Source organism: Pontivivens nitratireducens, from assembly GCF_011290545.1.
Lineage (GTDB): Bacteria > Pseudomonadota > Alphaproteobacteria > Rhodobacterales > Rhodobacteraceae > Pontivivens > Pontivivens nitratireducens.
On record NZ_CP049811.1, the window covers coordinates 2,701,498 to 2,726,768 of the forward strand.

A 25,271-nucleotide genomic window follows, 5' to 3' on the forward strand; every position below is an offset into this window, starting at 1 on the left:
CCTCCTATGCGTCCACTGTTTCTTCTACGAGGGCGTTGGCCGAGGGCACATCGCCCGGGTCAGCGCCCTGCGCGCGCATTTGTTTTTGGATGGCGGTCACATCGACGTCGCGCAGCGCACAGTTGCCCTGTAGCGCCTTGGCTACCGCCACACCGGCGGCCTCGCCCTGGGACATGCATGGCGGGATCTCGCGGGACATTTTCTGCGCCTCGCTTTCGACCGAATAGTGACGGCCAGCGACGATCAGGTTGTCGACGCCCTTGGGCAGCAACGCGCGGTATGGGGTGTAGTAGTCGCGGCCCCGGCACACGCTGTCTGCAAAGTGGCGGCGGCTTTTCACATCGTCCTTGGTGACCACATATTCACCCTGAAGCAGACGGGTTTGGCGTACGCCCATCTGCTCGGCCGCGCCCAGCATCTTGGCGTTTTCAAAGCCAGGGATGTTCGCGCGGGCAAAGGCCAGCAGCTTCATCATCCGCTCGCGGCCTTCAAACTCAGCCTCAACCATATGTTCGGGCGATAGCCCGTCATAGCCCGGCATATGCGGACAGTTGCACCAGACGATACCCGGCAGCGGCGTCTTCAGCCACCACATGCCCCACGCACCGCCGATGATGCGGCGGGCCTGACGGTCAAGTTTCTTGTACTCCTCAGGGTTGGCATACTCAAAGGCTTCGGCCTTGTCGGTATCCACATCACAAAGGCGAAAGACGGTGGTCACGATGAACTGGCCGTCGACGAAGGACGCCCCGGCAGAGGAGGCCACGTCCAGATCGCCACTGGCGTCGATCACCATATCGGCCTTGATCGCCTGACGGCCCAGCTTGGTCTGGCAGATCACGCCGGTGACGCGATTGCCTTCGACCAGTGCCTCAGAGAACCAGCTGTGCAGGCGCAGGTTGATGCCCGAGTCCTTGACCAGATCAAGGCTGACCCGCTTCCAGGCGTCCGGATCAAAAGCCACGGCATGGATGATCGGCTGCGGCATCCCGGTTTTGTGGAAGTCGATGCAGCCCCAGCGGGACCACTTCTGCCACATGTCCCAATTGGTCAGGCAGTCTTCCGACGGCGGATAGACCGCGCCGTCCTGTTTCACCATCCGGTCGACATATTCGCTGACGATGCCAGTGGTGACGATCTCATTGCCCTCGTTGACCATGTCGTCGAGCACCAGAACCATGCCCCCAGAGGCCATACCGCCAAGGTGGTGGTAGCGTTCCAGCAGGGTCACAGAGCACCCGTTGCGGGCGGCGGAGACCGCGGCGGAGACCCCAGCCGGGCCAGCGCCGATGACAACCACATCGGTGTCTGCCACCACCGGCACCTGTTCGCTGCGGGTTTGGACGTGATCTTTGATTTGTGCAGTCATGAGCGTACTCCTCTCGATGCGCTGCCCGGCCCTCAAGCCTGAAGCAATGCAATTCACGTTTTTTTTCAGTATGTTATCTTACCAGCGCACGACCAGTCGTTCGACAATCGACACGGTGGCGAACATCAGCACCGACAGTCCCGAGGACATAAAGACGGTGGCGTAGAGCAAGGGTGAGTTGAAGTTGAAGGTGGCATCGATGATCAGCGCTCCAAGCCCCATATCGGCCCCGACCCATTCTCCGACAATCGCACCGATGACACTGGTGGTCGCTGCGATTTTCAGTGCGGAGAACAGAAAGGGCAGCGAGGAAGGCAATCTGATCTTCCAGAAAACCTCGGATTTCGAGGCCGATAGGATGCGGGCCAGTTCTAACGCCTGCGGGTTCACGGCCTGCAAGCCGCGGACCATATTCACCAGCGTCGGAAAAAAGCAGATCAGTGCCGCGATCACCACCTTGGCAGTGACGCCCGGCCCGAAGATCAGCACCAAGATCGGCGCGATGGCCAGGATCGGGATGGTGTTTACAAAGACCGCGATGGGAAAAAAGGCGCGCTCAACCGTGCGACTGTGGACAAAGGCCACAGCAATCAGCACCGCCGCGATGTTGCCTACGATGAACCCCAGCACACTTTCGTAAAGCGTCGGCCAGAAATTGGCCAGCAGGAGCGGAAATTTGTCCACCAGTGTATAGGCCACATCCGTCGGCGCAGGGGCGATATAAGTGGGCACGGCAAACAACCGGACACCGATTTGCCAAAGCAGGATCAAACCCGCTGCGGTGCCCAAAGGCACGGCGATGGACAGCATTTTCTGGCGCCTTTCAATGGCGCGTTCGATGTCGATCTCCGGGTCCGCAGTCTGAATGTTCTCGATGGCGGCCATCAGCATGTCTCCAGCAGCTTGCGCATATAGGCGGAATACTGGACGAATTCCTGCGTATCACGCTGTTCGATTGTGCGCGGGCTCGGCAAATCAATGTCGACCACCTCGCGCAAGCGCCCGGGATGGGCCTGCAACATCATCACCTTCTGCCCCAGAAACACTGCCTCGGGGATCGAGTGGGTAACAAAGAGGATCGTTACCCCGGTCTCTTCCCAGATTTTCAGCAGTTGCAGGTTCAGGTGATCACGGGTCATCTCATCCAGCGCGCCAAAAGGCTCATCCATCAGCAACAGCTTGGGCTGGCAGACCAGTGCCCGGGCAATGGCCACCCGCTGGCGCATCCCGCCCGACAGCTCATGCGGCAGTGCGTCTTCGCGGCCTTCCAGCCCGACAAGTTTCAAAAGCTCGCGGGGGGTTTTGTTGCCGACGGGAAGCTTGATGCCCCGGCGGCGACCGATCTCAAGAGGCAGTTCAACGTTCTTCAGCGCCGAGCGCCACGGCAGCAAAGTCGCATCCTGAAAGACAAAGGCGAATTCACGCGCCAGCCGGGCTTCTTCTGTGGATTTGCCAAAGATCGACACATCGCCTGCGGCGGCCGGGATCAGATCCGACACCAGCCGCAGCATCGTGGATTTGCCGCAGCCCGACGGGCCAAGAATGGTATAGAACGCGCCCTCTGCGATATCGATCGAAATCCCGCTAATGGCCGTGAAGGAACCGAATTTGACGGAGGCGTCTTTCAGCGAGGCGGCGATTGGTCCGGTCGGAGATCCGACTGGCGCTGCTTGGGTTTCAACTAACGATGACATTGTTCAATCATCCATATTTAGGGCGTGCGGCCTCGGTGGCTTCAAGCACGGAGAGGGTCATTACGTCTTCAAGCGAAGGCGCGCCGTTTTCAAACTGGTCGAGCTGGTCGTAGATGGCGATCTGTGCTTGCCAGTTTTCCGAGGTCATCGTGCCCCAGCCCTTGGCGGCTGTCTCTTCGTTGAAGGAATAATCGAGCACCAGATCGACCGTGGCCAATTCCATTTCGCGGTCCATGTTGGGATAGCGCTCGACAAGAATATCGACGGCCTCTTCGCGGTTTTCATAAGCGTAGCCCCAGCCCTTGGAAATCGCACGGATCATCCCATTGACCTGCTCAGGATGTTCGTTCAACGTTTCGTCGTTGACGTAATAGGGGTTGGCATAAAGCTGGATGCCCGCGTCCCAGAGCGTCATGTCGTTGCGCTGATCGCCCAGTATGGCAAGGGCGCTGGTGTTGGTCTTCCAACCGGTCACTACATCGACCTGACCGGTCATCAGCGGTGCCATATCCGACCCCATGACCATGACCTCGACATCGTCCTCGGAAATACCGTTCTTGGCCAGCATGGCGCGCAGCAAGATGCGGGCGGTGCCGTTGGTTGCAACCCGCTTGCCGATCAGATCCTGTGGCGTATTGACCGGATTATCCTTGAGCGAGAAATAGGTAAACGGATGCTGCTGGTACCCGGCGGCGATACATTTGATGGGCAACCCGGCGGAACGTGCCAGCATCAGCGATGGGCTGGAGGAGATTTGACCAAGATTGGCACGCCCGGAAGCGACCGATGCGACCCCATCCACATTCGGACCGCCCGCGACGATATCAAGGGTCAAACCCTCTTCGGCAAAGAACCCTTTCTTGTCGGCGACCACCTCGCCCAGAATGCCGTTGGTCGCCAGCCAGCCCAGTTGCATGGTCACGTTGAACGTATCCTGCGCAAAGGCCTTTTCGATGCCCACAAGGGTGCCGGTTGTCGCGGCACCGCCGAAGGCAACCATAGATTTCAGCAACGCGCGGCGGTTCATCTCAAGGAAAGAAGGTCGTGTCATTGATGATCTCCCGTTGATCGTATTTCGGTTGTTTGTCTCTGTTTGCCTTCACATTTGACTCTACGTCAGTGAACGGCGATGCAGGAAGAAACAAATACGACCAACAGCGGTGCAAAAACTGCACCACCTTAATTTTGGAGCGTCGCCTTGCACACTAACTTCTTAAAATACTTTGATGAAGTTGCGCGCCAGGGGTCGATCCGAAAGGCTGCGACGGTCCTGAATGTGTCGTCAACCTCGGTAAATCGCAAGATACTCAGCGTTGAGCAGCAACTTGGGGTTGCCATTTTTGACCGCACGCCAGAGGGGGTAGAACTGACGGGAATCGGCAGCATCCTTTTGGAGCACTGCCGCAAGACCCTTCACGACTATGAGCGCACCCGGGTCTTAATCGATGACCTGCGCGATCTGCGGACCGGCCACCTTAAAGTCGAAACGATCGATTCTGTGGCCTTTGGGATTTTGCCTCAAGCCCTGCATCAGTTCAGCCAGACTTTCCCTGACATCTCCATTTCTGTCACCACCGCGTTGCCTGACGACGTGATGAAATCCGTGGCCGAGGGCGACACAGATATCGGCATCTCATTCTTGCTGGACCTACACCCCGATGTGCGGGTGATTTCCGAAAAATCTGCGCCTTTCGGTGTAATTGTCCGCAGCGACCACCCGATAGCCGAACGCAACAGCGTTACCATTGACGATATCGCCAGCTATCGTTTGGTGCGCACTCTCGACGCCCGCGGTCGTAATTCAATCGTCGATCAGGTCGTCTCGACCATCGCCTCACCGTTATCGACGCATGTCTTTACCAACGCACTGATCATTGCGAAACAAATGATCCTCGATAATCAAGGCATAGGTCTCTACACAAAAATTGGCTTTATTGATGAGATAGAGGCGGGGAAATTAAAGTTCATCCCTTTGGTTCAAGAAGGGCTCAATGATATGCGGATAGGACTGCTGGTATCCGTAACTCATGGCATTGATCCAGCGAAGCGTCACCTTTGCGATGTAATTGGTCGCGATCTTCGCCTGATGCGGCTCGACTCTTAAAGCGTTTCAAAAATATTTAAAGACCAGCCGGGCTGTTTTTAGTGGTGCCCGGGGGCGGATTTGAACCACCGACACGCGGATTTTCAATCCGCTGCTCTACCCCTGAGCTACCCGGGCATCGGGTGAGGTTTCCCTCGGGTGAGGCGGGTTTAGAACAGGCCCAGCGGGGTGTCCAGAGGCTTTTTGACAAGCTGCCGCATCAGACGTCGTCCCCACGAAAAACCGGGGTCGGGGGCGTGTTCTCCGCCGTATCGGCCCCCTCGTCGGGAATGGCATAGCTGCCGTCCAGCCAGCGCGCCAGATCCAGGTCCGTACAGCGTTTCGAGCAGAAAGGACGGTATTTCTGGTCGCGCGGGCGACCGCATATCGGGCACTTCACGGCATTACCTCCCGCAGGGGTTGACGTTCCCGCTTTCGCAGCAATTCCAGATGGCCCAGAGGAGTCCAGCCGACCACTTGGGTATCGACCGTATCACGCTTGAAGGCGCGGCGGGCCGCAGCCTCGACATCCAGTCGTTGTTTCTTGGAGATCGGCGCACAATCGACGACGATTTGCCCACCAAGACCGCGAAGGCGCAAGGCGCGTGGCAATGCCTCCACCGCGGCCAAATTCGCCTTCAACCCGGCGGCAGGTGAGGTATCGCCGCCCGTGTTCACATCGACCGCCACCAGCGCCGAGGTCGGCTCGACAGCCATCCATGCAGCCCCGCCGAGGTTGACCCGGATCGCGCGCAGATCCTCCAACACATCCGTGACGCCGTGATCGTCGAAAGCGGTCGCCCCTTCGGCCACCATGTCCGGCTGCGGCCAGTCGCGCCAGGCCCGCGTGGCCACGTCCGGCGCGTCCACCAGCAATTCCGGGCCCTTGCCCTCATCGCCCAGAACAGCCTCGGCCAGTTGGCGCATATCCGCGATATCGGCGGCGATATCCTCATCCGATGCACCCTCGCAAGAGGTCCGCAGGACCAGACCGATCCCCTCGGCCCCATGCATCCCCTCCCGCGCGAGCAGGTCCAGCCGGTCGCGTTCTTCCTCATCCCGAATGGAGCGGGCGACATTCAGGCCCGGTGCACCGGGTGTGACGATGGCGTAGCGCGACTTGAAGGTCAGGCGCAGCGTGACCGGGATTGCCTTGCCGGGTTCCGCGTGGGTGGAGATCTGAACGAGGATGGACATGCCGGGAGAGATGCCCTTCGGCTCCCGCAACCAGCCCTTCTGCCCGTCGGGCAAGCGCACGATTGCCGCGCCCTGCCCCTTGAGCGGACGCTCCATCACGCCACGACAGATCGCACCGGGTTGCAGGCCGGAGCCGTCCGCCGGATCGACCAGCAGATCCTCCAGTCGGCCATCCTCGATCAGGGCGGCAATATTGCCTGCGCCGTCGGATCGGGTCTGGATGGCGACGATGCGACCCTTCATGCGGCAATCCCCTGATAGCTCAGCGGATATCCTGCCGCGTTCAAAAGGCCCGCCACCTCGGTCAGAGGCAGGCCGACCACGTTGGTGTAACTGCCGCTGATCCACGGCACGAATGCGGCACCGATCCCCTGAATGGCATATCCGCCCGCCTTGCCCTGCCATTCGCCACTATCAATATATGCGTTCAGTTCGGCGGCGGACAAACGCTTGAGCTTCACGGAAGTCTCTACGGTTTTCGCGGAAACGAAGCCATCCGTTCGCCGCAAGGCGATACCGGTCATGACGCGGTGCCGACGCCCGCCCAGCAGGGTCAGAAAGCGCGCCGCCTCATCCGCATCGGTGGGTTTGCCGAGGATGCGACGCCCCACGCAAACCACCGTATCCGCGGCCAGCACCAATCCCGGCACATCCACCGCCGCCGCCTTTTCCCGCGCCAGACGCAGGGCATAGGGGCGCGGTTGTTCACCACGCTGTGGGGTCTCATCAATATCGGCGGGCATGATCGCGTCGGGCGTGACGCCGATCTGCGCCAGCAGCTCCCGCCGGCGCGGGGAGGCTGACGCCAATGTCAGGCGCATCGGGGCGCCATCACTTGAAGCGGTAATTGATCCGACCCTTGGTCAGGTCATAGGGGGTCATTTCGACCTGAACCTTGTCACCCGCCAGCACGCGAATGCGGTTCTTGCGCATCTTGCCTGCGGTATGCGCAATGATCTCATGGTCATTTTCGAGCTTCACCCGAAACGTCGCGTTCGGCAAAAGTTCGATCACGACCCCGGGAAATTCAAGCAGCTCTTCTTTGGCCATGCTCACTCCAGAGTTGTTAATCATGGGCAGGCGGTTGCCTGCGCGAGGCCGGATATGGGCCTAAAATGCGGGGAAATCAAGTCCTACACCGCGCGACGCGTCAGTGCAGTGACCATCCCCGCCAAAATCAGGAAGCTGCCACCGACCCGCGCGATATTGCGCTGCGCGCGGATCGAGGCCAGCCTGTCGCGCATCGTACCGGCCGCAATCGCCCAAAGCGTCGCATTAATGGCCCCCATCGTCACGAATGTCGCGATCAGGATCGCGGTCTGGGCCAATATCGGCCCGTTCGCGTCAATGAATTGCGGAACGAATGCGATGAAGAAAACAATGCCCTTGGGGTTCAGCAACGTCACGGTAAAACTGTTGCGAAACAGCCTGCGCCCGGTGGCGGGCTGTGCCTCGAACGTCCTGGGCGCGCTGCGCAGCAGGCCGATCCCCAACCAGATCAGATAGAGCGCGCCCAGCAGTTTCAGCACCGTGAACGCCGTCGCAGACGCGGCGAGGATCGCCCCCGCCCCTGCGAGAGACACCACCATGGCGAACAGATCACCCAGCGCCACGCCCGGCACGGTCGCCCAGGCGGTCCGGCGGCCCTGTCCCAGCGCGAAGCTGACGACCAGCAAAACGGTCGGCCCGGGAATCGCCACGAGGACGGCGGACGCCACGGTGAAGGCAAGCCAGGTTTCAAAGCTCATCAGATCAGCACCCTTCGAACAGCGGGGTGGAGCCACCCCGGATCATGCGCTTGCCATCGAACGGCATATCCACACCCCCCGGAATCAGGATCGCTCGGCATTTTCCGGGTGGCAGCAACCGGAAACCCGTGAGCGGAGCGCATTCGACCTCCCGCCTCGACACCATGAAGTCAGAGGAAGCGGGGTCTGCAAGCTCAGGCTGTTCCGAAGAGCTCTTCGATATGTTTGAGGATCTGATCGCGGGCGGTGCGGTAATGTTCCAACCGCTCCTCGCGCCCCTCGGCCAGGCCGGTCGGGTCCATGATGGGCCAGTACAAGACCTCGACGGCGGAATTTCGGGTCAACTCATGCGCATGGCGCAGACTGGCCGGGCTGAGAGCGACAATCAGGTCGAACGCGTCCAGATTGTCGCCCCACTCGGACATTTCCTCGAAGGACCGGGAACGGTGGCGCGCCAGCTCCACCCCGACCTCAGAGCAGACCTGGATCGCGAACCCGTCGATTTCCTGATCGTGGCGCACCCCGACCGATTGCACATAGATCGAGTGGCCAAACTGCTGTTTCAGGATCCCCTCCGCCATGGGGGAGCGGACAGCGTTGTGATCGCAGCAGAACAGAACAGATGTCGGACGATCGGCCATCACCCCTTGAAATGCAGAACGCAGATCAGCGTGAACAGACGACGCGCCGTCGCGTGATCGGTCTGAACCTTGCCCTCCAACCGCTCTGCCAGGATGCGGCTGCCCTCATCGTGGATCCCGCGACGGCCCATGTCGATCGCCTCGATCTGGGCGGGGGGCAGTCGTTTGACCGCCTCGAAATAGGCTTCGCAGATTTGGAAGTAATCCTTGATGACCTGCCGGAACGGGCTGAGGGACAGGTGAAAAGCCCCGACCGCCGCATCGTCCTGATCGCGGATATCGAATACGAGGCGCCGATCCTGAATGGACAGGTACAGGTGAAACGGTCCGTCCGGCGCGCCGGTGGGCGCGAAGGAATTTTCCTCAAGCAGATCGAACAGCGCGACCTTGCGTTCCTGCTCGATTTCAGCCGTCGGGGGCGGCAGACCCGTATCGTCCAGCTCGATTTTCGTGAGACGGCTCATGTGTTCAGCCTTTCGAGACGGGCGCGGACAGACAGGCCATGCGCCTCCAGCCCTTCGGAGATGGCGAGGGTTTCCGCCGCAGGCCCGATCGCTGCCAGAGCGTCGGGCGTCATGCGGGCGAGGGTCGTGCGCTTCATGAAATCGAGGACAGACAGCCCGGACGAAAACCGCGCCGATCGTGCCGTGGGCAACACGTGGTTCGGCCCGCCGACGTAATCCCCGATCGCCTCCGGCGTCCATGCGCCGATAAAGATCGCGCCCGCGTGGCGGATCGTGTCCGCGATATCCTGAGCATCGGCACAGGCGATCTCCAGATGCTCCGGCGCGATGCGGTCGGACAGCGCGACAGCTTCCTCCACATTGCGCACGGTGATGACCGCACCGAAATCCGCCCAGCTCTTGCCGGCAATCTTGCGTCGTTCCAGCGTTTCGAGGCGCTTGTCCACAGCCTTTGCGACCGCTTCGCCAAACGCACGATCCGTCGTGATCAGGATCGACTGCGCGCTCTCGTCATGCTCGGCCTGACTCAACAAATCGACGGCGATCCAGTCCGGGTCGTTGTCCGCGTCAGCGATGACCAGAATTTCCGATGGGCCCGCGATCATGTCGATCCCGACCTGCCCGAACACCCGCCGCTTGGCCGCGGCGACGAAGGCATTGCCCGGTCCGGTAATCTTGTCCACCGGCTGCACGCTATCCGTTCCGTAAGCCATCGCGGCGATGGCCTGCGCCCCGCCAAGGCGGTAGATCGTCTCCACCCCCGCCAACCGTGCGGCGAGCAGAACCAGAGGGTTCGCAACCCCGTCCGGTGTCGGCGCGCAGATGCACAACCGCTCCACCCCCGCGACCTGCGCCGGGATGGCATTCATCAGCACCGACGAGGGGTAGGAGGCCAGCCCGCCGGGAACATACAGCCCCGCTGCGGACACGGCGGTCCACCGCCACCCCAACTGCGCACCGGCCTCATCAGTCCACAGCGCATTCTCGGGGCGCTGCCGCTCATGATAGGCGCGGATGCGGGCAGCGGCCAATTCCAGCGCGGAGCGTTCCTGCGGCGGTACGGTGGCGATGGCCGCGTCGACCTCCTCCACCGAAAAGACCAGCGTTTCAGGCGTCAACGTCAGGCGATCATAACGGGCGGTGTAGTCGATCAAGGCCTGATCGCCGCGCGCGCGGACGTCGGCGATAATTGCGGCGACGGCCTTGTCCACGTCCTCATCCGCCTCACGCTTCATTCCCAGAAGCGCCCTGAAATTCGTTTCGAAATCGGGATCGGTGGTGGATAGGAACTGGGGCATGGGTCGCTCGTCTTGTTGCATGTCTGGCTTAGCCGCCGGAGGGTCGCTTCTCAACCCGGCAAATTGGCGCGCGATATGCCGAAGCCTTATAGCTTGTGATCAGGCGCCTTGCGTGAGGGGGCCAGATACGGGCGGGTCACGTCGGTCAGCGTCAGGTTGAGGCTTTCGACATCCAGCGCGATCTCTCCATCCCCGGCGAGAACAAGCGTCAGGACGCCCTGCCCGTCCTGCGTCGGCGCGAATTCCAGCTCCAGCAGCGACAGGACCAGATCGCGGTCCTTAGGGTCGACGCCGTTCGCGCGCACCCGCTTCACATCGTTGATCACCAGCGTCGATTGCACGCGTTCGGCTGGTTGGCCGGGGCGACCGACGTGATATTCCCACCGGAACCGGTTCAATAGCAGGGCAAATTCCCGACGACTGACATTCCACGACGTCTCCGCCGTTTGCGCGACAGCGTCCTGACACAACGCCGACATCACGCGCAGATCGTCGGCATCCGCCGCCATCAACCGCAGGGGGCTTTCCTGCCCGTCCGCGAAACTTGCATCTTCTCCGTTCATTCCGTCACCCGTTCGATATCGGCACCACATGCGGACAGCTTCTCGACGACGTTTTCATATCCGCGGTCGAGGTGATAGACCCGGCTGATCGCGGTTTCACCCTTCGCGGCCAATCCCGCGAGGATCAGAGAGACCGATGCCCGCAGATCGGTGGCCATGACCTTTGCGCCCTTCAACGTTTCACCGCCATGCACATGCGCCGTGCCGCCGCGCACAACAATGTTCGCGCCCATGCGCTGCAATTCGGGGGCGTGCATGAAGCGGTTTTCAAAGATCCGCTCCTCCAGCACGCTTTCGCCATCTGCCAGCATCAGCATCGCCATCATCTGCGCCTGAAGATCGGTGGGGAATCCGGGATACGGCTCCGTCACGACGTGCAGCGGCTTGAGCGGCGTATCCTCACGCGTCACGCGCAAACCTTCGGGGGTTTCCTCGATGGTGACGCCCGCTTCCTCCAGCTTGTCGGCGAAGCTTCCGACCAATACACGCGACCCGCCCAGCAACTCGACCGAACCGCCGGTCATCACCGGGGCCAGCATGTAGGTTCCCAGTTCGATCCGATCCGTGACGACGCGGTGGGTGGCGCCGTGCAGCTTCTCGACGCCCTCGATGGTGATGGTGCCGGTATCCTCACCCGTGATCCGCGCCCCCATGGCGATCAGACAGTGGGCGAGGTCGACGATCTCCGGCTCCCGCGCGGCGTTGTGCAGGATGGTCGTCCCCTGGGCCAGGGTCGCGGCCATCAGGGCGTTCTCCGTCGCGCCGACGGACACAACGGGGAAGGTGAACTCCGCCCCCTTCAGGCCGTCTGGCGCGGTGGCATGGACATATCCGTCGCGCAGGTCGATCTGCGCCCCCATCGCCTCCAGTACCTTGAGGTGCAGATCCACGGGGCGCGCACCGATGGCGCAGCCGCCGGGCAGCGACACGACGGCATGACCGTCACGCGCCAGCATAGGCCCGAGCACGAGGATCGAGGCCCGCATCTTTCGCACGATGTCATAATCGGCGGTGTGGTTCGTGATCTGCTTGCACCCCAGCGCCAGAACCTGACCGTCCTGAAGGCTCGCCACCTCGCAGCCCAGCGATTGCAGCAGTTCCGTCATGGTGCGGATGTCGCTGAGACGCGGCGCATTGGTCAGCGTCAACGGCTCCGCCGACAACAGCGCCGCCGGCATCAGGGTCAGACAGGCGTTCTTCGCACCCGCTATCGGGATACGACCGTTCAGGCGATTGCCCCCCCGCACGATGATCTTGTCCATATGTCGGCCTCTCTCAGTCCTGTTCGGGGGCGGAATTGTGGGATCGGGGGGGGTCGGCATCCGCCGCCTTACGCGCCCGGCTCTGCGACTTGCGCCGGCGCAGGTTTGCGCGCAATTGCTCGGCCAGCCGTTCCGCACGGGCGGCATCGGCGCGTTTGGTCTCTTCCGATCGGGTATCCTTGCTGCTCATGCCCTGTGACATAGTGACGTTCTGCGGATTGGTCCAGATTGGGGTTGCGCACCGGGGTGAATCGGATAAAAGACGCGCCAACGCTGCCGTGGCTCAGGGGTAGAGCACTCCATTGGTAATGGAGAGGTCGTGAGTTCAAATCTCACCGGCAGCACCATCTCACTTTTCGACCCCGAAATTCCCTCTAAGTACTTGAAAGGGAACGATAATTCGGGAGTTCCATACTCCCCATTTTGACCGTATTTCAGTGGCTCTGAAAAGACCAATCTAAGCACCGTCTGGCGCATGGCGAAGTCACCATTTTTATAAATATCCCAAGGGCTTGCCAAGAATTTGAGAGCGAGTTCAATACAGTCCTCCAGCCGTCCCTTCGGCGGCACGGTTGTTTCAACTCTCTCGGCAAGCACGATCTTTTGCCGCTCCAGCTTCTCAATACGGGCTTCATAGGCACTGACGACCGAAACACTCGTAGCGTCAACGATCCGATCCAAGAGGCTCCCGATCTGCCGATCCACCTCCTTGAACTGCTTCTGGAGCTCAACCCTCTCACCGTGGGAAATCGCGAGCCGCATATCCCATGCATCGCGCAGCATGGCCTTTGCCAGATCGAACAGCCCGCGAGCAGGTTGCAGGCCTTCCATGATCTCCTCAAAAGCGCTTTCCATTTTCGCCCGAGGGACGGACTTGCTCTTGGCTTCGCAGCCGCGCGTTTCACAACGATAGTAGGCATAATGTTTGCGGCAGCCCTTAGACCAGGCAGCAGTCATTGCGTTGCCGCAGCATCCGCATTGCACGAAGCCACGAAGCGGGAAGTCTTCGTTGAAGTCTTTCCGAGCGGCAGGGAGCCGCTTGCGGCCTTCTAGATTGTCTTGAATGCGTTCGAAGGTCTCGAAACTGATGAGACCTTCGTGCTGACCTTTGCGCAAGCTTACGCCCCACTTAGGGGCTTCCACATATCCTGCATATACCACCTTCTTGAGAAGGCGTGTCACGGTCATGGGGCGGAGTGTCCCGTCCTTACGATCTTTCGGGAAGTGTGGATTGCGCTCCAAGAAACGCTGTACTTCCGCCTGCGAGGCGAAATGCCCCGTGGCAAACCCTTCAAGCGCTTCGCGCACAACTGGGGCAAGTACATCGTCAGGAACAAGTATTTTGCCGCCACCTGAAGGCGCGTTGACATAGCGATAGCCGACAGGGGCTCGAAAGACCCAAAAGCCACCTTCAACGCGAGCTTGCATCTTTTGCACCACCTGACGACGGTTTTGCTCTCGTTCAAGCTCGCCTTGCGCAGCAATAACGGTTTCAATGAACTTACCTTCGGGAGTGTCTTCGAAGCGGAAATTTAGACATTCGATCTTTGCACCGCGCCTTGAGAACTCACGGCGGAGCTTCAAATGGAATTCAGTGTCTCGGGCAAATCGCTTCAGGTCGTCAAAGATAACTACATAGGGCTTGCCCTTCTGCGCATCGAGATAGGAGAGCAGAGCGACCATGCCAGGGCGGCGCATGAAATCGCCGCCCCCGCTTACGTCATCGGGGAACACAGCCTCAACGTCATAGCCTTTGTCTTCGGCATGGGCGCGACAACGCTGCTCTTGGCTCTCTAGCCCGCTACCCTCAATCCGTTGCTTCGTGGAAGACACACGGCAGTAGATCAGTGCTTGGGTGGCCTGTCCTATGATGTTGTTATTTTTATTCATGTGACCTCCACGCCTAGCTACGAACTGAATTTGTCAGTGTTATCTTTATTGTCTGGATCATCAGAAGATACCGCACCGAAGGCTCCTTTGGCACCCTCACCACCGTTCAGAGGAGTTTTTCCACAGACTTCTTGGAGCGGATGAACCTCGAAGCCGAGGGCAACGAAGGTGAACATGATCGACCACAGCGCTTGCAAAAACTCTTCCTTCTGCGCCTGAGTCATATCGACACCATCGAGGTACGACTGGTACCTCTCCGCGTCTACGGTCAGGATGCTCTTCGGGGACGAGCGATCCTTGCCGCAAAGGTCGTGTTGACCTTCCGTATTAAATTCATCGCGCATATACTACATCTCCCACTTTGGGGATGGGTATCTCTAAATACCCATTTTAATTTTATCAGAATTTATCTAAAAACCGCAAGTTTCTGCGGTTTTTAGAAGGGTAGTTCATCCTCGCAGAGCCCTTTCGAATTCTGGAATTCGTCGATGTATTGATCCCAATCTCGACGCGCTTTGTCTTCAAGTTCGTTGATCATCCGCTCATGTTTCGAATAGAGATCGGAATTCATCCACATTTCAGCTTTCAGGATCGCGTGGATGAATAGGTGGAGGGTGAATTCATCCTTGTTCGTGTGGCCGAAATATTCAGCAACCCGTTCGAACTTGTTCCAGTAGTATTTATCCATGTCGCGGGCGAATGTGTAGTTGCTCATCACAGAACTCCTTCGATCATTTTGTTGATATCCAGCGGCAGGAACGTCACGAGCTTGCAGCGCTCGCCGTAAGCAGGCCGTTCTTCGCGGCGGCCTTGGATGCCGTAATAGGCGCACCAGGCAACTGAATTGCAGGAGCCGAAGCCGCGCATCGGATGCCTGCACTGGTAGTCCCAGCCGACATGAGGCGTGCCGACGAAGATGAAAAAGCCAGCGATACCCGTTAGAACGATCAATCGCGGGCGCAGCAGCACGGCTTTGATCGTCCCGCCGATACGGCGGCGCAGCCGCTTGATTGCCCGTTCAGGGCGTTTGGTCGGCGTGCCGTCCACAACTTTGACTTCAAACTTGCTCATTGCTTCCCCTCACTTTTGTCTTCGAGCTGATAGCTGAGCCGCACCAGCGGCTTCACATTCGGGTAGTCACCTTCGACAGGGTTCACCGCCGCCCATTCCCGCCACGGCGAGAAGAACCAGAACGGCATCCGTTCCCCGAGGATCGGGTTTACGTTCTTGATCAGCAGCAATTGCTGATCAGGACGGAGCTGCATGATCTCTTCAGGCCGCATGAGCGGCTGACCCGTCTCGGACAGGCTTTCGCCGATTTCATCGGTCTCGAAGCGCCCGAGATTGAAATTCTTGGTTTTGACGATCTTCTGGCCGACCTCGCGCGACAGCGATTGCGCCAGCTCAGGGCTATTGACTGCGAAGTACTGGCGTACTTCGGCCTGCGACTGGATCGTCTTGGCCGTGTGCGGCCCGTAAAGGCGCACAAGTTCGGCCATTTCCTGCACGATCATCCAGACCCGCACACCCAGCCCAGGCAGTGCGGTCAGGCTTTCGGCAAGCCCTGCGAGCTTGCCGATATTGGCAAACTCATCGAGCATGAACAGAACTTCGCCCTTGTCCTTCGAGCGTGCGACCGCCGTAATCGCCTGATTGATGATCAGGCCGAGCGCCGCGCCGTGCGAGGCGATGCGATCAGGCGGAAACGCCAGATACAGCGTGACGTTGCCCGTCTTCAGATCGGCCAGCGATACGTCGGAGGCGCTGACGGCATCGGCAAGATAGCCGCCAAGCTCATAGATGGAGAGGTGCTGAAGCGCACCCGCACGGAAGTCACCGAACAGGTCGGGGTTGTCTTCCATCTGATGGGCGAGATCATCGCCGAGATCGGCAAGGATACCGCCTAGAACATCTTCACGGCGCATCGCATCAACCGTGCGCTGAAGGCGCAGCGGGTTCGCGATGATCCGCCACATCTCGGGCAGCGTGCAGCGCTTTGGCGCACAGACGGCGAGATACAGGAGGACAGCACGCATGATGCCCCGCGAGCCTTCGCGGAAATACTGGTTCCGCGTATCTTCGGGCTCGGGATAGAGCTGCATGACGATGACCTTCACTTCATCGGTCAGGCCGCGCTGCAATGCTGGATCGCTCGCTATGGCGATCAGGTTTTCGAGCGGGTTGATGCGGTCTTGTTGCAGCCCGTGCAGACCCCACGGGTTGAAGACCGCCACATCCTGACCCAACCGTTCGCGACGATGCGCCGCCGTCATCCCCGCAAGTTCCCCCTTGGGATCGGTGACGACCATCGAGCCAGGATAATGCTCCGCGTTCGGCGTTACGATGCCGACGCCCTTGCCCTGTCGGGCAGGCGCGACCAGCAGCAGGTGCGCCTTGCCGCGATAGAAAAGAGGCCGACCATTCAGGAGACCGAGATACAGCCCTTTGGGATCGAGCAGGCCTTTGTTCTCGCACTCTTCGAGCGTGGCGAAGGCCGCATCGCCAAAAGTACCGGAAGTTTCTTGACTGGCTTTGCGCTTCTCGCGCTGTTGCCAGCCCTTGTAGTACCCGCCGAGGCCGCCAAGCATGGCGATCCCGCCGATAACCTTGAACATCCCTGTATAGAGATCGTCGGCAGCGTCACCCGCGACCATCAACTGTCCCCAGAGATGGGCGAGGCCGTAGAACGACGCGCCGAGCAGCAGAGCTGCGGTCGGTGATCCGCCGTTGGGATTTGTGCCGTTGTTCATCTTGGCTCTCGCGGGTTCAGGAATTCGGGGAAGGGACGAGGCGGCAATTGCTGCCCCGTCCAAGAGCGTCACTTGCCTTGCTTGCCGTTGTTCACGGCAACGGCGATGCGCTCGGCTTGTTGGTGGGGCATATTGTTGGTCGGAACGGTTCCGCCGTTCTTGCCAACTTCGTAGGCTTTCTGTTCATAAGGTTTCATGGTGTCAGCTCCTCTTGGTTGCTGACCCTGATTACGAAACTCGAACCCGAAAAATCACGGACACAGACTGGACAAACTACATGGCGAGGGAGTTGCCACGGTACTCGGATGAAGAACGCGAGCGTTTGCGCCGCGCTCTTCTGGAGCACGTGGAGAACAAGAAGATTCGCTATCATCGGCTTGCCCAAGACATTGCCGACAAGGCTAATTACGGCCTCGATGGCGATAGTGGGCGGAGACGAGTCGAGCGCTTCTTGAAGGGCACGCACCGCCAGAATGATGACTTTATCGACGCGATAGCTAGATATCTCGGGAGCTGTCTGACGTCAGCACCCATGGCACAGATTTGTGGATTTGAATAAGGAAGGATTTCTGGTTCATCTTATCGATTAGGAGATCGAGATGACAAAGAAACCCCAGACTGTCCGTCGTCATATAAAATGGGACATCAGAGCGGCTTGAGCATTGGAGGCTCTGGCTCGTTTGTATGATTGATTATGCTGCTTGTTTTTGATGTTGCAAGCGGCGTTGTCGGATTGTCTGTTTCTTGATCTTTGCCCTTTCCCTTAGAATGGCTTTGTCTCGCCCGAAGTAGACGTCGGCCGGTGTGACGTTGTTTAGGCTCTCGTGGTAGCGTTGGTTGTTGTAGTAATCGACGAAGGCCCCTATTTGGCGTTCGAGATCACCGGGTAGGTAGTAGTTCTCGAGCAGAACCCTGTTCTTCATGGTCTGGTGCCAGCGTTCGATCTTGCCTTGGGTCTGCGGGTGGAATGGCGCGCCGCGGACATGCGTCATTTTCTGATCCTCCAACCACTTGGCCAGATCGGCTGAGATGTAGCATGAGCCGTTGTCGCTGAGCAGACGTGGCTTGTGCCGCACAATGGCCTGGTCGCAGCCTGATGCTGTCAGAGCCAGTTCAATCGTGTCTGTCACATCTTCGGCCCGCATATTTGTGCAGAGCTTCCAGGCGATGATGTAGCGGCTGTAATCGTCCAGGATCGTGCTGAGATAATACCAACCCCAGCCAATGATCTTGAAGTAGGTGAAGTCAGTCTGCCACATCTCGTTGATTGCCGTCGTTTTGTCTGTGAACTCATCAGCGGCCTTGATCACCACGTAGTCCGGTGCGGTGATTAGATCAGCCGCTTTCAAAATACGGTAAGCCGATGACTCAGAGATAAAATACCGCTTCTCATCGGTGTATTTGACGGCAAGTTCCCGTGTGGTCAGGGCCTCATGTTCCAATCAGGTCATCACGACGGACATTAGGAATGCGGTTCCAGACCGATCCTGGGCGTGGGGACCTATCAGCCAGCCCATCCAGGCCAAAGTCGACATAGAGATCATACCATCGATAGAATGTTGTGCGTGGGATACCCAGCATGTCGAGGGTCTGCTTGACTGGCAGATGTGACCCCTCAACGGTGCGGATAATCTCAAGCTTCTCAGATGCAGGGTACCTCATTCCGCGAACTCCCCAGCCCCTGTCATGCTTTTTTTGAGCAGACGGTTTTCAAGGGTCAGATCAGCGACGCATTCTTTCAGGGCCAAAGCCTCAGAACGCAAATCCTTTACCTCAGGCGATGTGGCCTGTCGCGCCGTGTCGCCAGATAACCGGCGCTTGCCAGCTTCGAGAAATTCCTTCGACCAGCTATAATACAGGCTTTCAGCAATACCCTCCCTGCGGCATAGCACCGAGATGCTTTCCTCGCCGCGCAGGCCTGCCAATACAATGCGGATCTTTTCTTCAGATGAATAGGTTTGCCGCGTCTTGCGGCGGATGTTCTTAACCACCTTTTCGGCGGCGTCTTTCGACGTCTGGGGTTTCTTTGTCATCTCGATCTCCTAATCGATAAGATGAACCAGAAATCCTTCCTTATTCAAATCCACAAATCTGTGCCATGGGTGCTGACGTCAGACACCTGGCGGGCTGACTTTCCCTTCTCTTGTTTTGGGGTCTGCGACCCCCTTCGCCGTCAAGACCAAGCCCTTCGCATGAGCTTCGGGCGCAGTCAGCGGTCTCCCCATCCTTCCGCGCCCCTCCCTTCGGTCGGTTCTTGTGCAGGACGGGTGATCCCCCACCGCTGCCTGCGGTCTGGACGGTCTCCCCCCTCTCTTCGCCAGAGGGGCAGTTCGGTTGCATGCGCAACCAAACAAAGGAGAAAAGGAAATGAAACAAGACGTTTACCAGAAAGTCACAGACAAGATCATCGCCGATCTGGAGCAAGGCGAACTCACATGGCTGAAGCCGTGGAGCGCTGGCAACATGGACGGGCGTGTGACCAAACCCCTGCGCCACAATGGCCTAGCCTATAGCGGCATTAATGTTCTGATGTTGTGGGGCGCGGCGATGGAGGGGGGCTATTGCTCCCCGTACTGGATGACCTACCGCCAAGCCCAAGAGCTGGGCGCACACGTCAGAAAGGGCGAGCGCGGTAATTCCGTTGTCTATGCCAACACCATCACCAAGACCGAGGAACAGGACAACGGAACGGAGGAAGAGCGCACCATACCTTTTATGAAGGCTTACACCGTCTTCAATGTGGAGCAGATCGAAGGCTTGCCCGAGCACTACTACGTCACGCCCGAGCTTGTCAGCGCCCCCGCGCAGCGCATCGCCCATGCGGAAGACTTCTTCGCGGCGACAGGTGCAGACGTTCGCCACGGCGGCAATCAGGCCTTCTATAGCGGTGGCAGCGATCATGTGCAGATGCCCGTCTTCGAGTGTTTCCGCAGCCCCGAGGCATACTATGCGACCTTGGCGCATGAGCTGACGCACTGGACGAAGCACCCCAAGCGCCTTGACCGAGAATTCGGGCGCAAGAAATGGGGCGATGAAGGCTACGCCCGCGAAGAGCTGGTTGCCGAACTCGGAGCGCGTTCCTGTGTGCCGATCTTGGCCTGACCCCCGAGTCTGACACAGATCATGCCGCCTACATCCAGAGCTGGCTGAAGGTGCTGAAGGACGACAAGCGGGCGATCTTTTCGGCAGCCGCCCACGCCCAGAAGGCAGCGGATTTCCTGCATGGCTTCCAAGCCGAGACCGAAACAGCAGAAGGAGTCGCCGCGTAAGCGGCGGCTCCGCCACGGCGGAGGGCAATGCAATGGAACAAAATACAATCGTATGGCGCGGCGTTCAGATCGAGATAACCTTCACGCCCGATGCGTTCGGCATGGTCGATCACATCGAACTGCGCACCGAGAGCAAAGCGCCGTTGCCTGTCACCGAGACAGGCTATCGCTCGCACTTCTTGAACAAGGGCGCGGTTACGGAGTGCGGCGGCGCGGTCACTTTCGTCACCGCATGGCTCGACCACGAGGCCGAGCGCACAGGCTGGCGTGGAGCGCAGCTTTCCTTGTTCAGATAGGGAATAAAATTTCGGCTGGCCTCTAGGCCAGCCGACGAAGTTGTGGATGGAACGTGATACTCGCCGTCAGATCGTTGATCGACTGAAAGCATCGAACTACGCTGATGCTACCAAAGGGACAGCATGTGAAGGGCGATGAGTATTTCGGGGCAGAACCACTATGATGAGTTGCAAGAACATGGGTTTTCTAGGCTCTCCTTCCCTGATCTGGCCTACGGCGACAGCCTGTTGTCTCAGTTTTCTCAGGAACTCCAATGCGAGGCTTTCTCGAATTGGCACACATTGTCGCCTCTCAAGGAAGACTCTGCTTCTCCCGTTTCCTACAGCGGCATTTATGGCCTTTCAGAGTTTCCGATGCATACCGACATGGCAAATTGGAGGTTGCCCCCGCGCTATCTAGTGCTTTGGGCCGAGTCAGGATCATTAGACGTATCGACGCCGCTTCTTGACTGTCGTGAAATATTTGATGCCTCCGAACGCAAAATTCTGGCGCGTGCGCTAGTTAAACCACGTCGGCCCGTTAGAGGGCGTTTGCCGATTATGAGGCTAATCGAGAACTCCAACAGTACAGATTACTATCACAGATGGGACACCATGTTTCTCAAACCTGCTAGTCCCGCGGGAGATGATGGAATGAAATTAGTATCTTCGAAGCTCGAAGCTGGACGATCTTATGACGTATGTCTTTCGCGGCCTGGTGATGGCGTAATTATTGATAATTGGCGGATGCTTCATGGTCGATCATCCGTCAAGGAGAAAGATATGAAGAGACGACTTAGAAGAGCATACTTGGGGAGCGCACGATGACAGAAGCCAAAACAGATTCGTGGGACTCGGATGCACTACTCGCCAAGGCACAGCAGTATGCCGAGGTAATGAATGGATTTTCAAAGGATGATTGGCAATACGGATTGTGGTCGAGCCTCTGTCTTGAGCTTCTGGCACGTGCCGCTCTAGCGAAAGTCAGCCCCACGCTTTTGGCTGATCTTGGGAACTGGCACAATGTCTACTATTCACTTGGAAAGATACCCAATGCCAAGAAATTTATACCAAAGTCAGTTGGAATATCAGAGGTCATCAGAAGGCAAAGCGAAATAGACTCTAAATTCGACGCGGAACTTAGGGACTTTTGCTTGCTTCACGTCGAGCGGAGGAATGCTGAACTCCATTCTAGTGATCCCGCATTTGATGGCATTAAAACATCTGCGTGGCTTCCTACCTTTTTTAGAGCTTGTAATGTTTTGCGAAATTCTCTTTCGGTTCCGCCAGAGGATTTCTGGGGTGCGGCTGAGGCAAAGCTCGCTCAGGACATGATTGACGCCGCCAAAGATGAAACGGCCAAAACGGTTCTCAAAATTGTCGCAGCGCACAAGACTATTTGGGATGGCAAAGACGAGGACGAACAAAAAACGGCAGTCGCTCAGGCAGAGGTCTGGGCCACGCGGCAAGCAGGTCACCGAGTATCTTGTCCCGCGTGCGCGACTACGGCACTTGTCTATGGTGACCCAGTATCTGCTCCCCAGCAGTCCATGAGCGAGGATATGATCATTGTAAAACAGGAATATCTGCCATCAAAATTCGAATGTATAGCGTGTGGTCTTAAAATTGCGGGTTTGTCGCATCTCAGCGCGACTGGAGTTGGTGACATCTATGTTCAAACATCTCACTATACGCCATCAGAATTCTATGAATTGGAAGACCCAATGGATTATTGGGAAGATGACAATAACGAACCCATGTAATCGCTACTGAGGTCAGAAAATTCGCAGCTGACCTCACGGTCAGCCGCTTCAGGATTTAGAGACCTGGCGCACGGGTCGCCAGCTCATCTTCGATAGTTCGCATCGTCTCAAGCGCTTTGCGCTGTTCCTGCGAGCCGCGCGGCGCGGCAGCAAAGGCTTTGAACGCTTCTTTGCGCAGACCGTACAATTCAGGCGTGCTTAGCGTTGCTGCTTCAAATCGAGTGACAAGTTTCATTTCATCCTCCTCTGGCTTCAAGGAGGCTCCGAACCATTCAGAGCCTTTCGGCTCGGACACACATCATCATCGGCCAGTGAAGGCGCTGATGGTTCGGCACTGACGCTAGACGCTACAGGTGACAGCGAAACGGAACGTATCGGTTTGCGGTTGCTATCGCACAGAGCACTACAAGATGAATTGCGGTTTGATCGGAAAGAAGCGGGCATCGTCTTTGCCCGACGTCACAATGTGCTCGCCAATGGCAGCGCCAGCGTTTCCAGATGCAGATGTTCGCCAGAAGATGCGCAAGACACGAAGCAGGGCATGGCAGATGCGGCTGGCTGAAGGGCAGTCGCCATTTTCTGACCGCGTAGCTCAACCTCCTTTGATCGGGCGGACTTGCTTTGAAGACACCCATGAATCCCTGACCGAACGCGGCACGGTCTTCAATGGCCTGCCCGCACCACCTGGCTTTGCCAGCCGTGTTGACCATGAACTCCGAGCCTTTGCCTTCGGCCTGACGGGAGGGCGTTAGCAAGCCACCCAAACAAAGGAGATGAAATCATGGCACGCGAAAAAGCGAAGACTACCCCAGCACTAAACGCACCCGACTTTCTGGCTTGGCACGTCACGCAGAGGGGCGAGAAATTCTTCTGGAACAAAGTCGGCGCAGCATGGGCGCACAAGGACGGACAGGGCTACACGCTTCAGCTTGAAACCTGCCCGATCAACGGGCGGATCGTCCTGCGGGCTCCGCTCGATGATACCCCATCGCAGAACGAAGGGCGCTCCTAGAGCGCCCTTCGGCCATTCAGAACGTTTTGCCTTACGGCTCGAAGCCGCGCCTGCGATGCGGGCGTGGAGCGCGTTCACGCTTACGGTCTTCTTCTTCAGGGGTCTTCTCGCGCTTGCGCTTGGGCGTGTGATCGGAATCATGCTGATCATCACGCATATAGTGCGCTACATCCTCGCGGAGCCGCAGCAGCTCTTCTTGAGCCGCTTCCCTCTGCGCACGGATATCACGCTGAATCGCCTGCCGCTCTTCGATCTGCTTGAAGATCAGCGCGTCAGTCTCGGCGCGGTCGCGGTGCAGGGCTTCCAGCGCTTCCTGTTCATTCTGCGCTCGAACCTTGGCATATTTGCCAGTCAGGCGATGCCAGATGCCCGAGAACCCCTTTGGCAGACGTTCCGCCCGCTTGCGGGTTTCGGCCTGCCAGCGTTTCTCATGGGCTTCGGTAAGCTGGCGGCGCTCTTCCTGATGCCGTCCGACAATATCCGCCTTGCGGAAGTCGGTCTGCAAAGACCGCCGCGCCGCGTCCCGTTCGGCCTGCTTGATGAATTCTTGCAGCTTGGCCGTCATGCCACTAGCGATATCGGCCTTCACTTGATCGACCGAACCGAGGATTTGCGGATCACCAAGTTTGGCTTCTACGTCCTTTGCTTTCACGCCGCTGTAGCGGGCAACCGCATAGACCTCGCCGCGATAATCGACTGCGACAAAGCCGCGCCGATCACCCTTCGCGAGCCAGAACCCGCGCTCCTTAAGCGCCTGTTCAAACGCTGCGCGGTTTTCTGATGCCTCCCAGACAGTCTTGAAGACCGCCTTCAGCTCTTTCGCGTCAAGGCTAGCCCGCTGCGCTTGTTGCCATTCTTCCCGCGAGAAGGTGAAGGGATCGCGCAGACGGCTATCTTCCAGGCCGCGCGGCATCGCCCAGCCGTGGTCTAGGTAGAGCTGGCGCGACACATCGCGCAACTTTATTTTGTAGTGATTCAGGTTCAGCGCTCGCATCCGCTCGCTGTCGATCCGCGACCAGACGGCATGAGCGTGTCGCCGCCCGTCTTTCTCATGGAAGACGATGGCGCGTGGCTGACCTTGCAGCCCGAGCTTAGTTTCCACTTGCTCGACGGCTTTTTCAAAGTCCTCGATGGACGCATTCGCGCCACTAGGCGGGTTCAAGCTCATCGAAAACAGATGCTTTTCGCAGCGTGTGCCCCGTGCGATGGCATCGGCTTCGCCGAACGCCTCGATCAGATCATCACTGATGAAGCCGCGCACATCGTGCAGTTCGACATGATCGTTGTCCCGCATCGCCAGCAGATAGCGGGCGAGCTGCGGGGCATTGCCGCGCTCTTTGGCCTTCAAGATCATGGCTGGCTCCCTGGCGCTTTGCCGAGAGCGGCCAAGAGTTCCGCCCGCATTTCCGAGATTTCACGGCAGGCTTCTTTGATCTCAGCTTCGGTTTCGGGTGTGACAGGCAAGGAGCCCGAGTTCACCGCTTTGGCGAGCTGGTTCATGTTTTGTGACAGGCGGGACTGACCAAGCGCCCCCGCCATGCGGCCAAGGGCTTCCTTGTCCTGAACAGGGCTGTTGCCGCGCTTCTTGCGCGGTGCAGCATCAACGCCGAAAAGCCGCTCGCGGATATAGGCGGCAAGGGTCATGCCAGCCCGTTCCGCATCCAGCCGCGCCCGTTCTTCATAGGTCAGACGCAGGGAAAAGGGCGGCGGATAGTCCGCCTTCTTCGCCTCTGACTTCGCTATGTTATTGAATTCATGGCGCGAATGTGTCATCTTCGCACCTCAGACTTTTAAAGTCCGAACGGGCGAGATGGTATTCCCACTCTTGGAGAGCCTCAATCAGGGAGTTCAAGTCCTCTCCCTCTAGGCGCACCATTTTTCTCACATGTGAAATACGATCTGCGTGGGCCGATGCTCCGCTGCGGTTGCGGACCCCTGATGTTCGGGGCCCCGTCGATCGTAGGTGAGGCGTGTAGGTGATCCGCCTTCGAAC

30 protein-coding genes, 2 tRNA genes and 3 pseudogenes are annotated in these 25,271 nt (G+C 58.5%); 9 read left to right on the forward strand and 26 right to left on the reverse strand.

All coding sequences use genetic code 11. From position 1 onward, the window contains the following. Positions 1–4: 4 nt before the first annotated feature. The 4 genes from G8E03_RS13240 to G8E03_RS13255 all read right to left on the reverse strand — a co-directional run bounded on the left by G8E03_RS13240 (position 5) and on the right by G8E03_RS13255 (position 4,114). Positions 5–1,369 carry an FAD-dependent oxidoreductase gene (locus G8E03_RS13240; protein ID WP_166192786.1) on the reverse strand — a complete coding sequence of 455 codons (1,365 nt, stop codon included), beginning with the start codon at positions 1,367–1,369 and terminating at the stop codon, positions 5–7. 78 nt (positions 1,370–1,447) lie between these two features. Next, on the reverse strand, positions 1,448–2,254 hold the full coding sequence (locus G8E03_RS13245; RefSeq protein ID WP_240910364.1) for an ABC transporter permease: 807 nt from the start codon (positions 2,252–2,254) through the stop codon (positions 1,448–1,450). Further along, positions 2,254–3,063 carry an ABC transporter ATP-binding protein gene (locus G8E03_RS13250; RefSeq protein WP_166192792.1) on the reverse strand — a complete coding sequence of 270 codons (810 nt, stop codon included), beginning with the start codon at positions 3,061–3,063 and terminating at the stop codon, positions 2,254–2,256. The genes G8E03_RS13245 and G8E03_RS13250 overlap by 1 nt, the downstream gene beginning before the upstream one ends. 7 nt (positions 3,064–3,070) lie before the next feature. Beyond that, a complete protein-coding gene (locus G8E03_RS13255) occupies positions 3,071–4,114 on the reverse strand; it encodes an ABC transporter substrate-binding protein (RefSeq protein WP_166192795.1) in 1,044 nt (347 codons plus the stop codon). A 147-nt stretch (positions 4,115–4,261) separates the two neighbouring features. On the opposite strand from G8E03_RS13255, the gene G8E03_RS13260 reads away from it, so the two are divergent. Further along, positions 4,262–5,167 (forward strand): LysR family transcriptional regulator, encoded by a 906-nt coding sequence (locus G8E03_RS13260; protein ID WP_166192798.1) that lies wholly within the window; start codon positions 4,262–4,264, stop codon positions 5,165–5,167. A gap of 42 nt (positions 5,168–5,209) precedes the next feature. Here G8E03_RS13260 and G8E03_RS13265 read toward each other — a convergent pair. The 12 genes from G8E03_RS13265 to G8E03_RS13320 all read right to left on the reverse strand — a co-directional run bounded on the left by G8E03_RS13265 (position 5,210) and on the right by G8E03_RS13320 (position 12,509). Then, positions 5,210–5,284, reverse strand: a tRNA-Phe gene (locus G8E03_RS13265). An 82-nt stretch (positions 5,285–5,366) separates the two neighbouring features. Continuing rightward, positions 5,367–5,546 carry a DNA gyrase inhibitor YacG gene (locus G8E03_RS13270; protein ID WP_166192801.1) on the reverse strand — a complete coding sequence of 60 codons (180 nt, stop codon included), beginning with the start codon at positions 5,544–5,546 and terminating at the stop codon, positions 5,367–5,369. Further along, complete coding sequence (locus G8E03_RS13275; RefSeq protein WP_166192804.1) at positions 5,543–6,586, reverse strand: ribonuclease E/G; 1,044 nt, start codon at positions 6,584–6,586, stop codon at positions 5,543–5,545. The genes G8E03_RS13270 and G8E03_RS13275 overlap by 4 nt, the downstream gene beginning before the upstream one ends. Beyond that, entirely contained in the window at positions 6,583–7,164 is a 582-nt protein-coding gene (locus G8E03_RS13280) for a Maf family protein (RefSeq protein WP_166192807.1), read from the reverse strand. Before G8E03_RS13280 ends, G8E03_RS13275 begins: the two co-directional genes overlap by 4 nt. Positions 7,165–7,174: 10 nt before the next feature. Then, a complete protein-coding gene (infA, locus tag G8E03_RS13285) occupies positions 7,175–7,393 on the reverse strand; it encodes a translation initiation factor IF-1 (RefSeq protein ID WP_097927999.1) in 219 nt (72 codons plus the stop codon). An 83-nt stretch (positions 7,394–7,476) separates the two neighbouring features. Beyond that, positions 7,477–8,091, reverse strand: a complete 615-nt coding sequence (locus G8E03_RS13290) for a LysE family translocator (protein ID WP_166192810.1) — start codon at positions 8,089–8,091, stop codon at positions 7,477–7,479. Between the two features lie 194 nt (positions 8,092–8,285). Continuing rightward, on the reverse strand, positions 8,286–8,732 hold the full coding sequence (locus G8E03_RS13295) for an arsenate-mycothiol transferase ArsC (RefSeq protein ID WP_166192813.1): 447 nt from the start codon (positions 8,730–8,732) through the stop codon (positions 8,286–8,288). Next, the gene (locus G8E03_RS13300) at positions 8,732–9,196 is read right to left on the reverse strand and encodes a UPF0262 family protein (protein ID WP_166192816.1); all 465 of its coding nucleotides are present in this window, start codon (positions 9,194–9,196) and stop codon (positions 8,732–8,734) included. The genes G8E03_RS13295 and G8E03_RS13300 overlap by 1 nt, the downstream gene beginning before the upstream one ends. Next, on the reverse strand, positions 9,193–10,494 hold the full coding sequence (gene hisD / locus G8E03_RS13305) for a histidinol dehydrogenase (protein WP_166192819.1): 1,302 nt from the start codon (positions 10,492–10,494) through the stop codon (positions 9,193–9,195). Before hisD ends, G8E03_RS13300 begins: the two co-directional genes overlap by 4 nt. Positions 10,495–10,580: 86 nt before the next feature. Further along, complete coding sequence (locus tag G8E03_RS13310; protein WP_166192822.1) at positions 10,581–11,057, reverse strand: DUF2948 family protein; 477 nt, start codon at positions 11,055–11,057, stop codon at positions 10,581–10,583. Next, a complete protein-coding gene (murA, locus tag G8E03_RS13315; protein WP_166192825.1) occupies positions 11,054–12,319 on the reverse strand; it encodes a UDP-N-acetylglucosamine 1-carboxyvinyltransferase in 1,266 nt (421 codons plus the stop codon). The genes G8E03_RS13310 and murA overlap by 4 nt, the downstream gene beginning before the upstream one ends. Positions 12,320–12,332: 13 nt before the next feature. Beyond that, positions 12,333–12,509 carry a hypothetical protein gene (locus G8E03_RS13320; RefSeq protein WP_166192828.1) on the reverse strand — a complete coding sequence of 59 codons (177 nt, stop codon included), beginning with the start codon at positions 12,507–12,509 and terminating at the stop codon, positions 12,333–12,335. A gap of 82 nt (positions 12,510–12,591) precedes the next feature. Here G8E03_RS13320 and G8E03_RS13325 point away from each other — a divergent pair. Beyond that, positions 12,592–12,666: transfer RNA gene (locus G8E03_RS13325), tRNA-Thr, on the forward strand. Between the two features lie 547 nt (positions 12,667–13,213). On the opposite strand, the pseudogene G8E03_RS13330 reads toward G8E03_RS13325, so the two are convergent. From G8E03_RS13330 to G8E03_RS17600, 6 genes and pseudogenes are all read right to left on the reverse strand, one after another. Continuing rightward, positions 13,214–14,209, reverse strand: a pseudogene (locus G8E03_RS13330) (recombinase family protein); the annotation flags it as partial. Between the two features lie 17 nt (positions 14,210–14,226). Next, positions 14,227–14,553 (reverse strand): hypothetical protein, encoded by a 327-nt coding sequence (locus tag G8E03_RS13335; RefSeq protein WP_166192831.1) that lies wholly within the window; start codon positions 14,551–14,553, stop codon positions 14,227–14,229. A gap of 92 nt (positions 14,554–14,645) precedes the next feature. Continuing rightward, positions 14,646–14,924 (reverse strand): hypothetical protein, encoded by a 279-nt coding sequence (locus tag G8E03_RS13340; protein WP_166192834.1) that lies wholly within the window; start codon positions 14,922–14,924, stop codon positions 14,646–14,648. Continuing rightward, on the reverse strand, positions 14,924–15,280 hold the full coding sequence (locus G8E03_RS13345) for a hypothetical protein (protein ID WP_166192837.1): 357 nt from the start codon (positions 15,278–15,280) through the stop codon (positions 14,924–14,926). Before G8E03_RS13345 ends, G8E03_RS13340 begins: the two co-directional genes overlap by 1 nt. Beyond that, a complete protein-coding gene (locus tag G8E03_RS13350) occupies positions 15,277–16,959 on the reverse strand; it encodes a type IV secretory system conjugative DNA transfer family protein (RefSeq protein ID WP_166192840.1) in 1,683 nt (560 codons plus the stop codon). The genes G8E03_RS13345 and G8E03_RS13350 overlap by 4 nt, the downstream gene beginning before the upstream one ends. A 68-nt stretch (positions 16,960–17,027) precedes the next feature. Then, on the reverse strand, positions 17,028–17,156 hold the full coding sequence (locus G8E03_RS17600; protein WP_283811444.1) for a hypothetical protein: 129 nt from the start codon (positions 17,154–17,156) through the stop codon (positions 17,028–17,030). A gap of 80 nt (positions 17,157–17,236) precedes the next feature. Here G8E03_RS17600 and G8E03_RS13355 point away from each other — a divergent pair, with 80 nt between their 5' ends. After that, positions 17,237–17,518 carry a hypothetical protein gene (locus G8E03_RS13355; RefSeq protein WP_166192843.1) on the forward strand — a complete coding sequence of 94 codons (282 nt, stop codon included), beginning with the start codon at positions 17,237–17,239 and terminating at the stop codon, positions 17,516–17,518. A gap of 133 nt (positions 17,519–17,651) precedes the next feature. Here the strand turns inward: G8E03_RS13355 and G8E03_RS13360 are convergent. Beyond that, positions 17,652–18,992 (reverse strand): annotated as a pseudogene (locus G8E03_RS13360) (IS3 family transposase). Positions 18,993–19,326: 334 nt separating this feature from the next. Between G8E03_RS13360 and G8E03_RS13365 the strand changes: the two are divergent. The 4 genes and pseudogenes from G8E03_RS13365 to G8E03_RS13380 all read left to right on the forward strand — a co-directional run bounded on the left by G8E03_RS13365 (position 19,327) and on the right by G8E03_RS13380 (position 22,266). Further along, positions 19,327–20,228 (forward strand): annotated as a pseudogene (locus tag G8E03_RS13365) (ArdC family protein). A 32-nt stretch (positions 20,229–20,260) separates the two neighbouring features. Then, complete coding sequence (locus tag G8E03_RS13370; protein ID WP_166192846.1) at positions 20,261–20,524, forward strand: hypothetical protein; 264 nt, start codon at positions 20,261–20,263, stop codon at positions 20,522–20,524. Between the two features lie 726 nt (positions 20,525–21,250). Next, positions 21,251–21,331, forward strand: a complete 81-nt coding sequence (locus G8E03_RS17715) for a hypothetical protein (protein ID WP_430693247.1) — start codon at positions 21,251–21,253, stop codon at positions 21,329–21,331. Continuing rightward, a complete protein-coding gene (locus G8E03_RS13380; protein WP_166192852.1) occupies positions 21,328–22,266 on the forward strand; it encodes a hypothetical protein in 939 nt (312 codons plus the stop codon). The genes G8E03_RS17715 and G8E03_RS13380 overlap by 4 nt, the downstream gene beginning before the upstream one ends. Before the next feature lie 55 nt (positions 22,267–22,321). Here the strand turns inward: G8E03_RS13380 and G8E03_RS13385 are convergent, their stop codons facing one another. After that, positions 22,322–22,501: a hypothetical protein gene (locus G8E03_RS13385; RefSeq protein ID WP_166192855.1), complete on the reverse strand. Its 180-nt coding sequence runs from the start codon at positions 22,499–22,501 to the stop codon at positions 22,322–22,324. Between the two features lie 187 nt (positions 22,502–22,688). Here G8E03_RS13385 and G8E03_RS13390 point away from each other — a divergent pair, with 187 nt between their 5' ends. Both G8E03_RS13390 and G8E03_RS13395 read left to right on the forward strand, forming a co-directional pair. Then, positions 22,689–23,018, forward strand: coding sequence for a hypothetical protein (locus G8E03_RS13390; RefSeq protein ID WP_166192858.1), 330 nt, complete (start codon positions 22,689–22,691; stop codon positions 23,016–23,018). Between the two features lie 29 nt (positions 23,019–23,047). Then, on the forward strand, positions 23,048–23,278 hold the full coding sequence (locus G8E03_RS13395; RefSeq protein ID WP_166192862.1) for a hypothetical protein: 231 nt from the start codon (positions 23,048–23,050) through the stop codon (positions 23,276–23,278). 31 nt (positions 23,279–23,309) lie between these two features. Here G8E03_RS13395 and G8E03_RS13400 read toward each other — a convergent pair whose 3' ends face one another. After that, a complete protein-coding gene (locus G8E03_RS13400; RefSeq protein ID WP_166192867.1) occupies positions 23,310–24,632 on the reverse strand; it encodes a relaxase/mobilization nuclease domain-containing protein in 1,323 nt (440 codons plus the stop codon). Continuing rightward, the gene (locus G8E03_RS13405) at positions 24,629–25,051 is read right to left on the reverse strand and encodes a hypothetical protein (RefSeq protein ID WP_166192870.1); all 423 of its coding nucleotides are present in this window, start codon (positions 25,049–25,051) and stop codon (positions 24,629–24,631) included. The genes G8E03_RS13400 and G8E03_RS13405 overlap by 4 nt, the downstream gene beginning before the upstream one ends. Positions 25,052–25,271 lie beyond the last annotated feature (220 nt).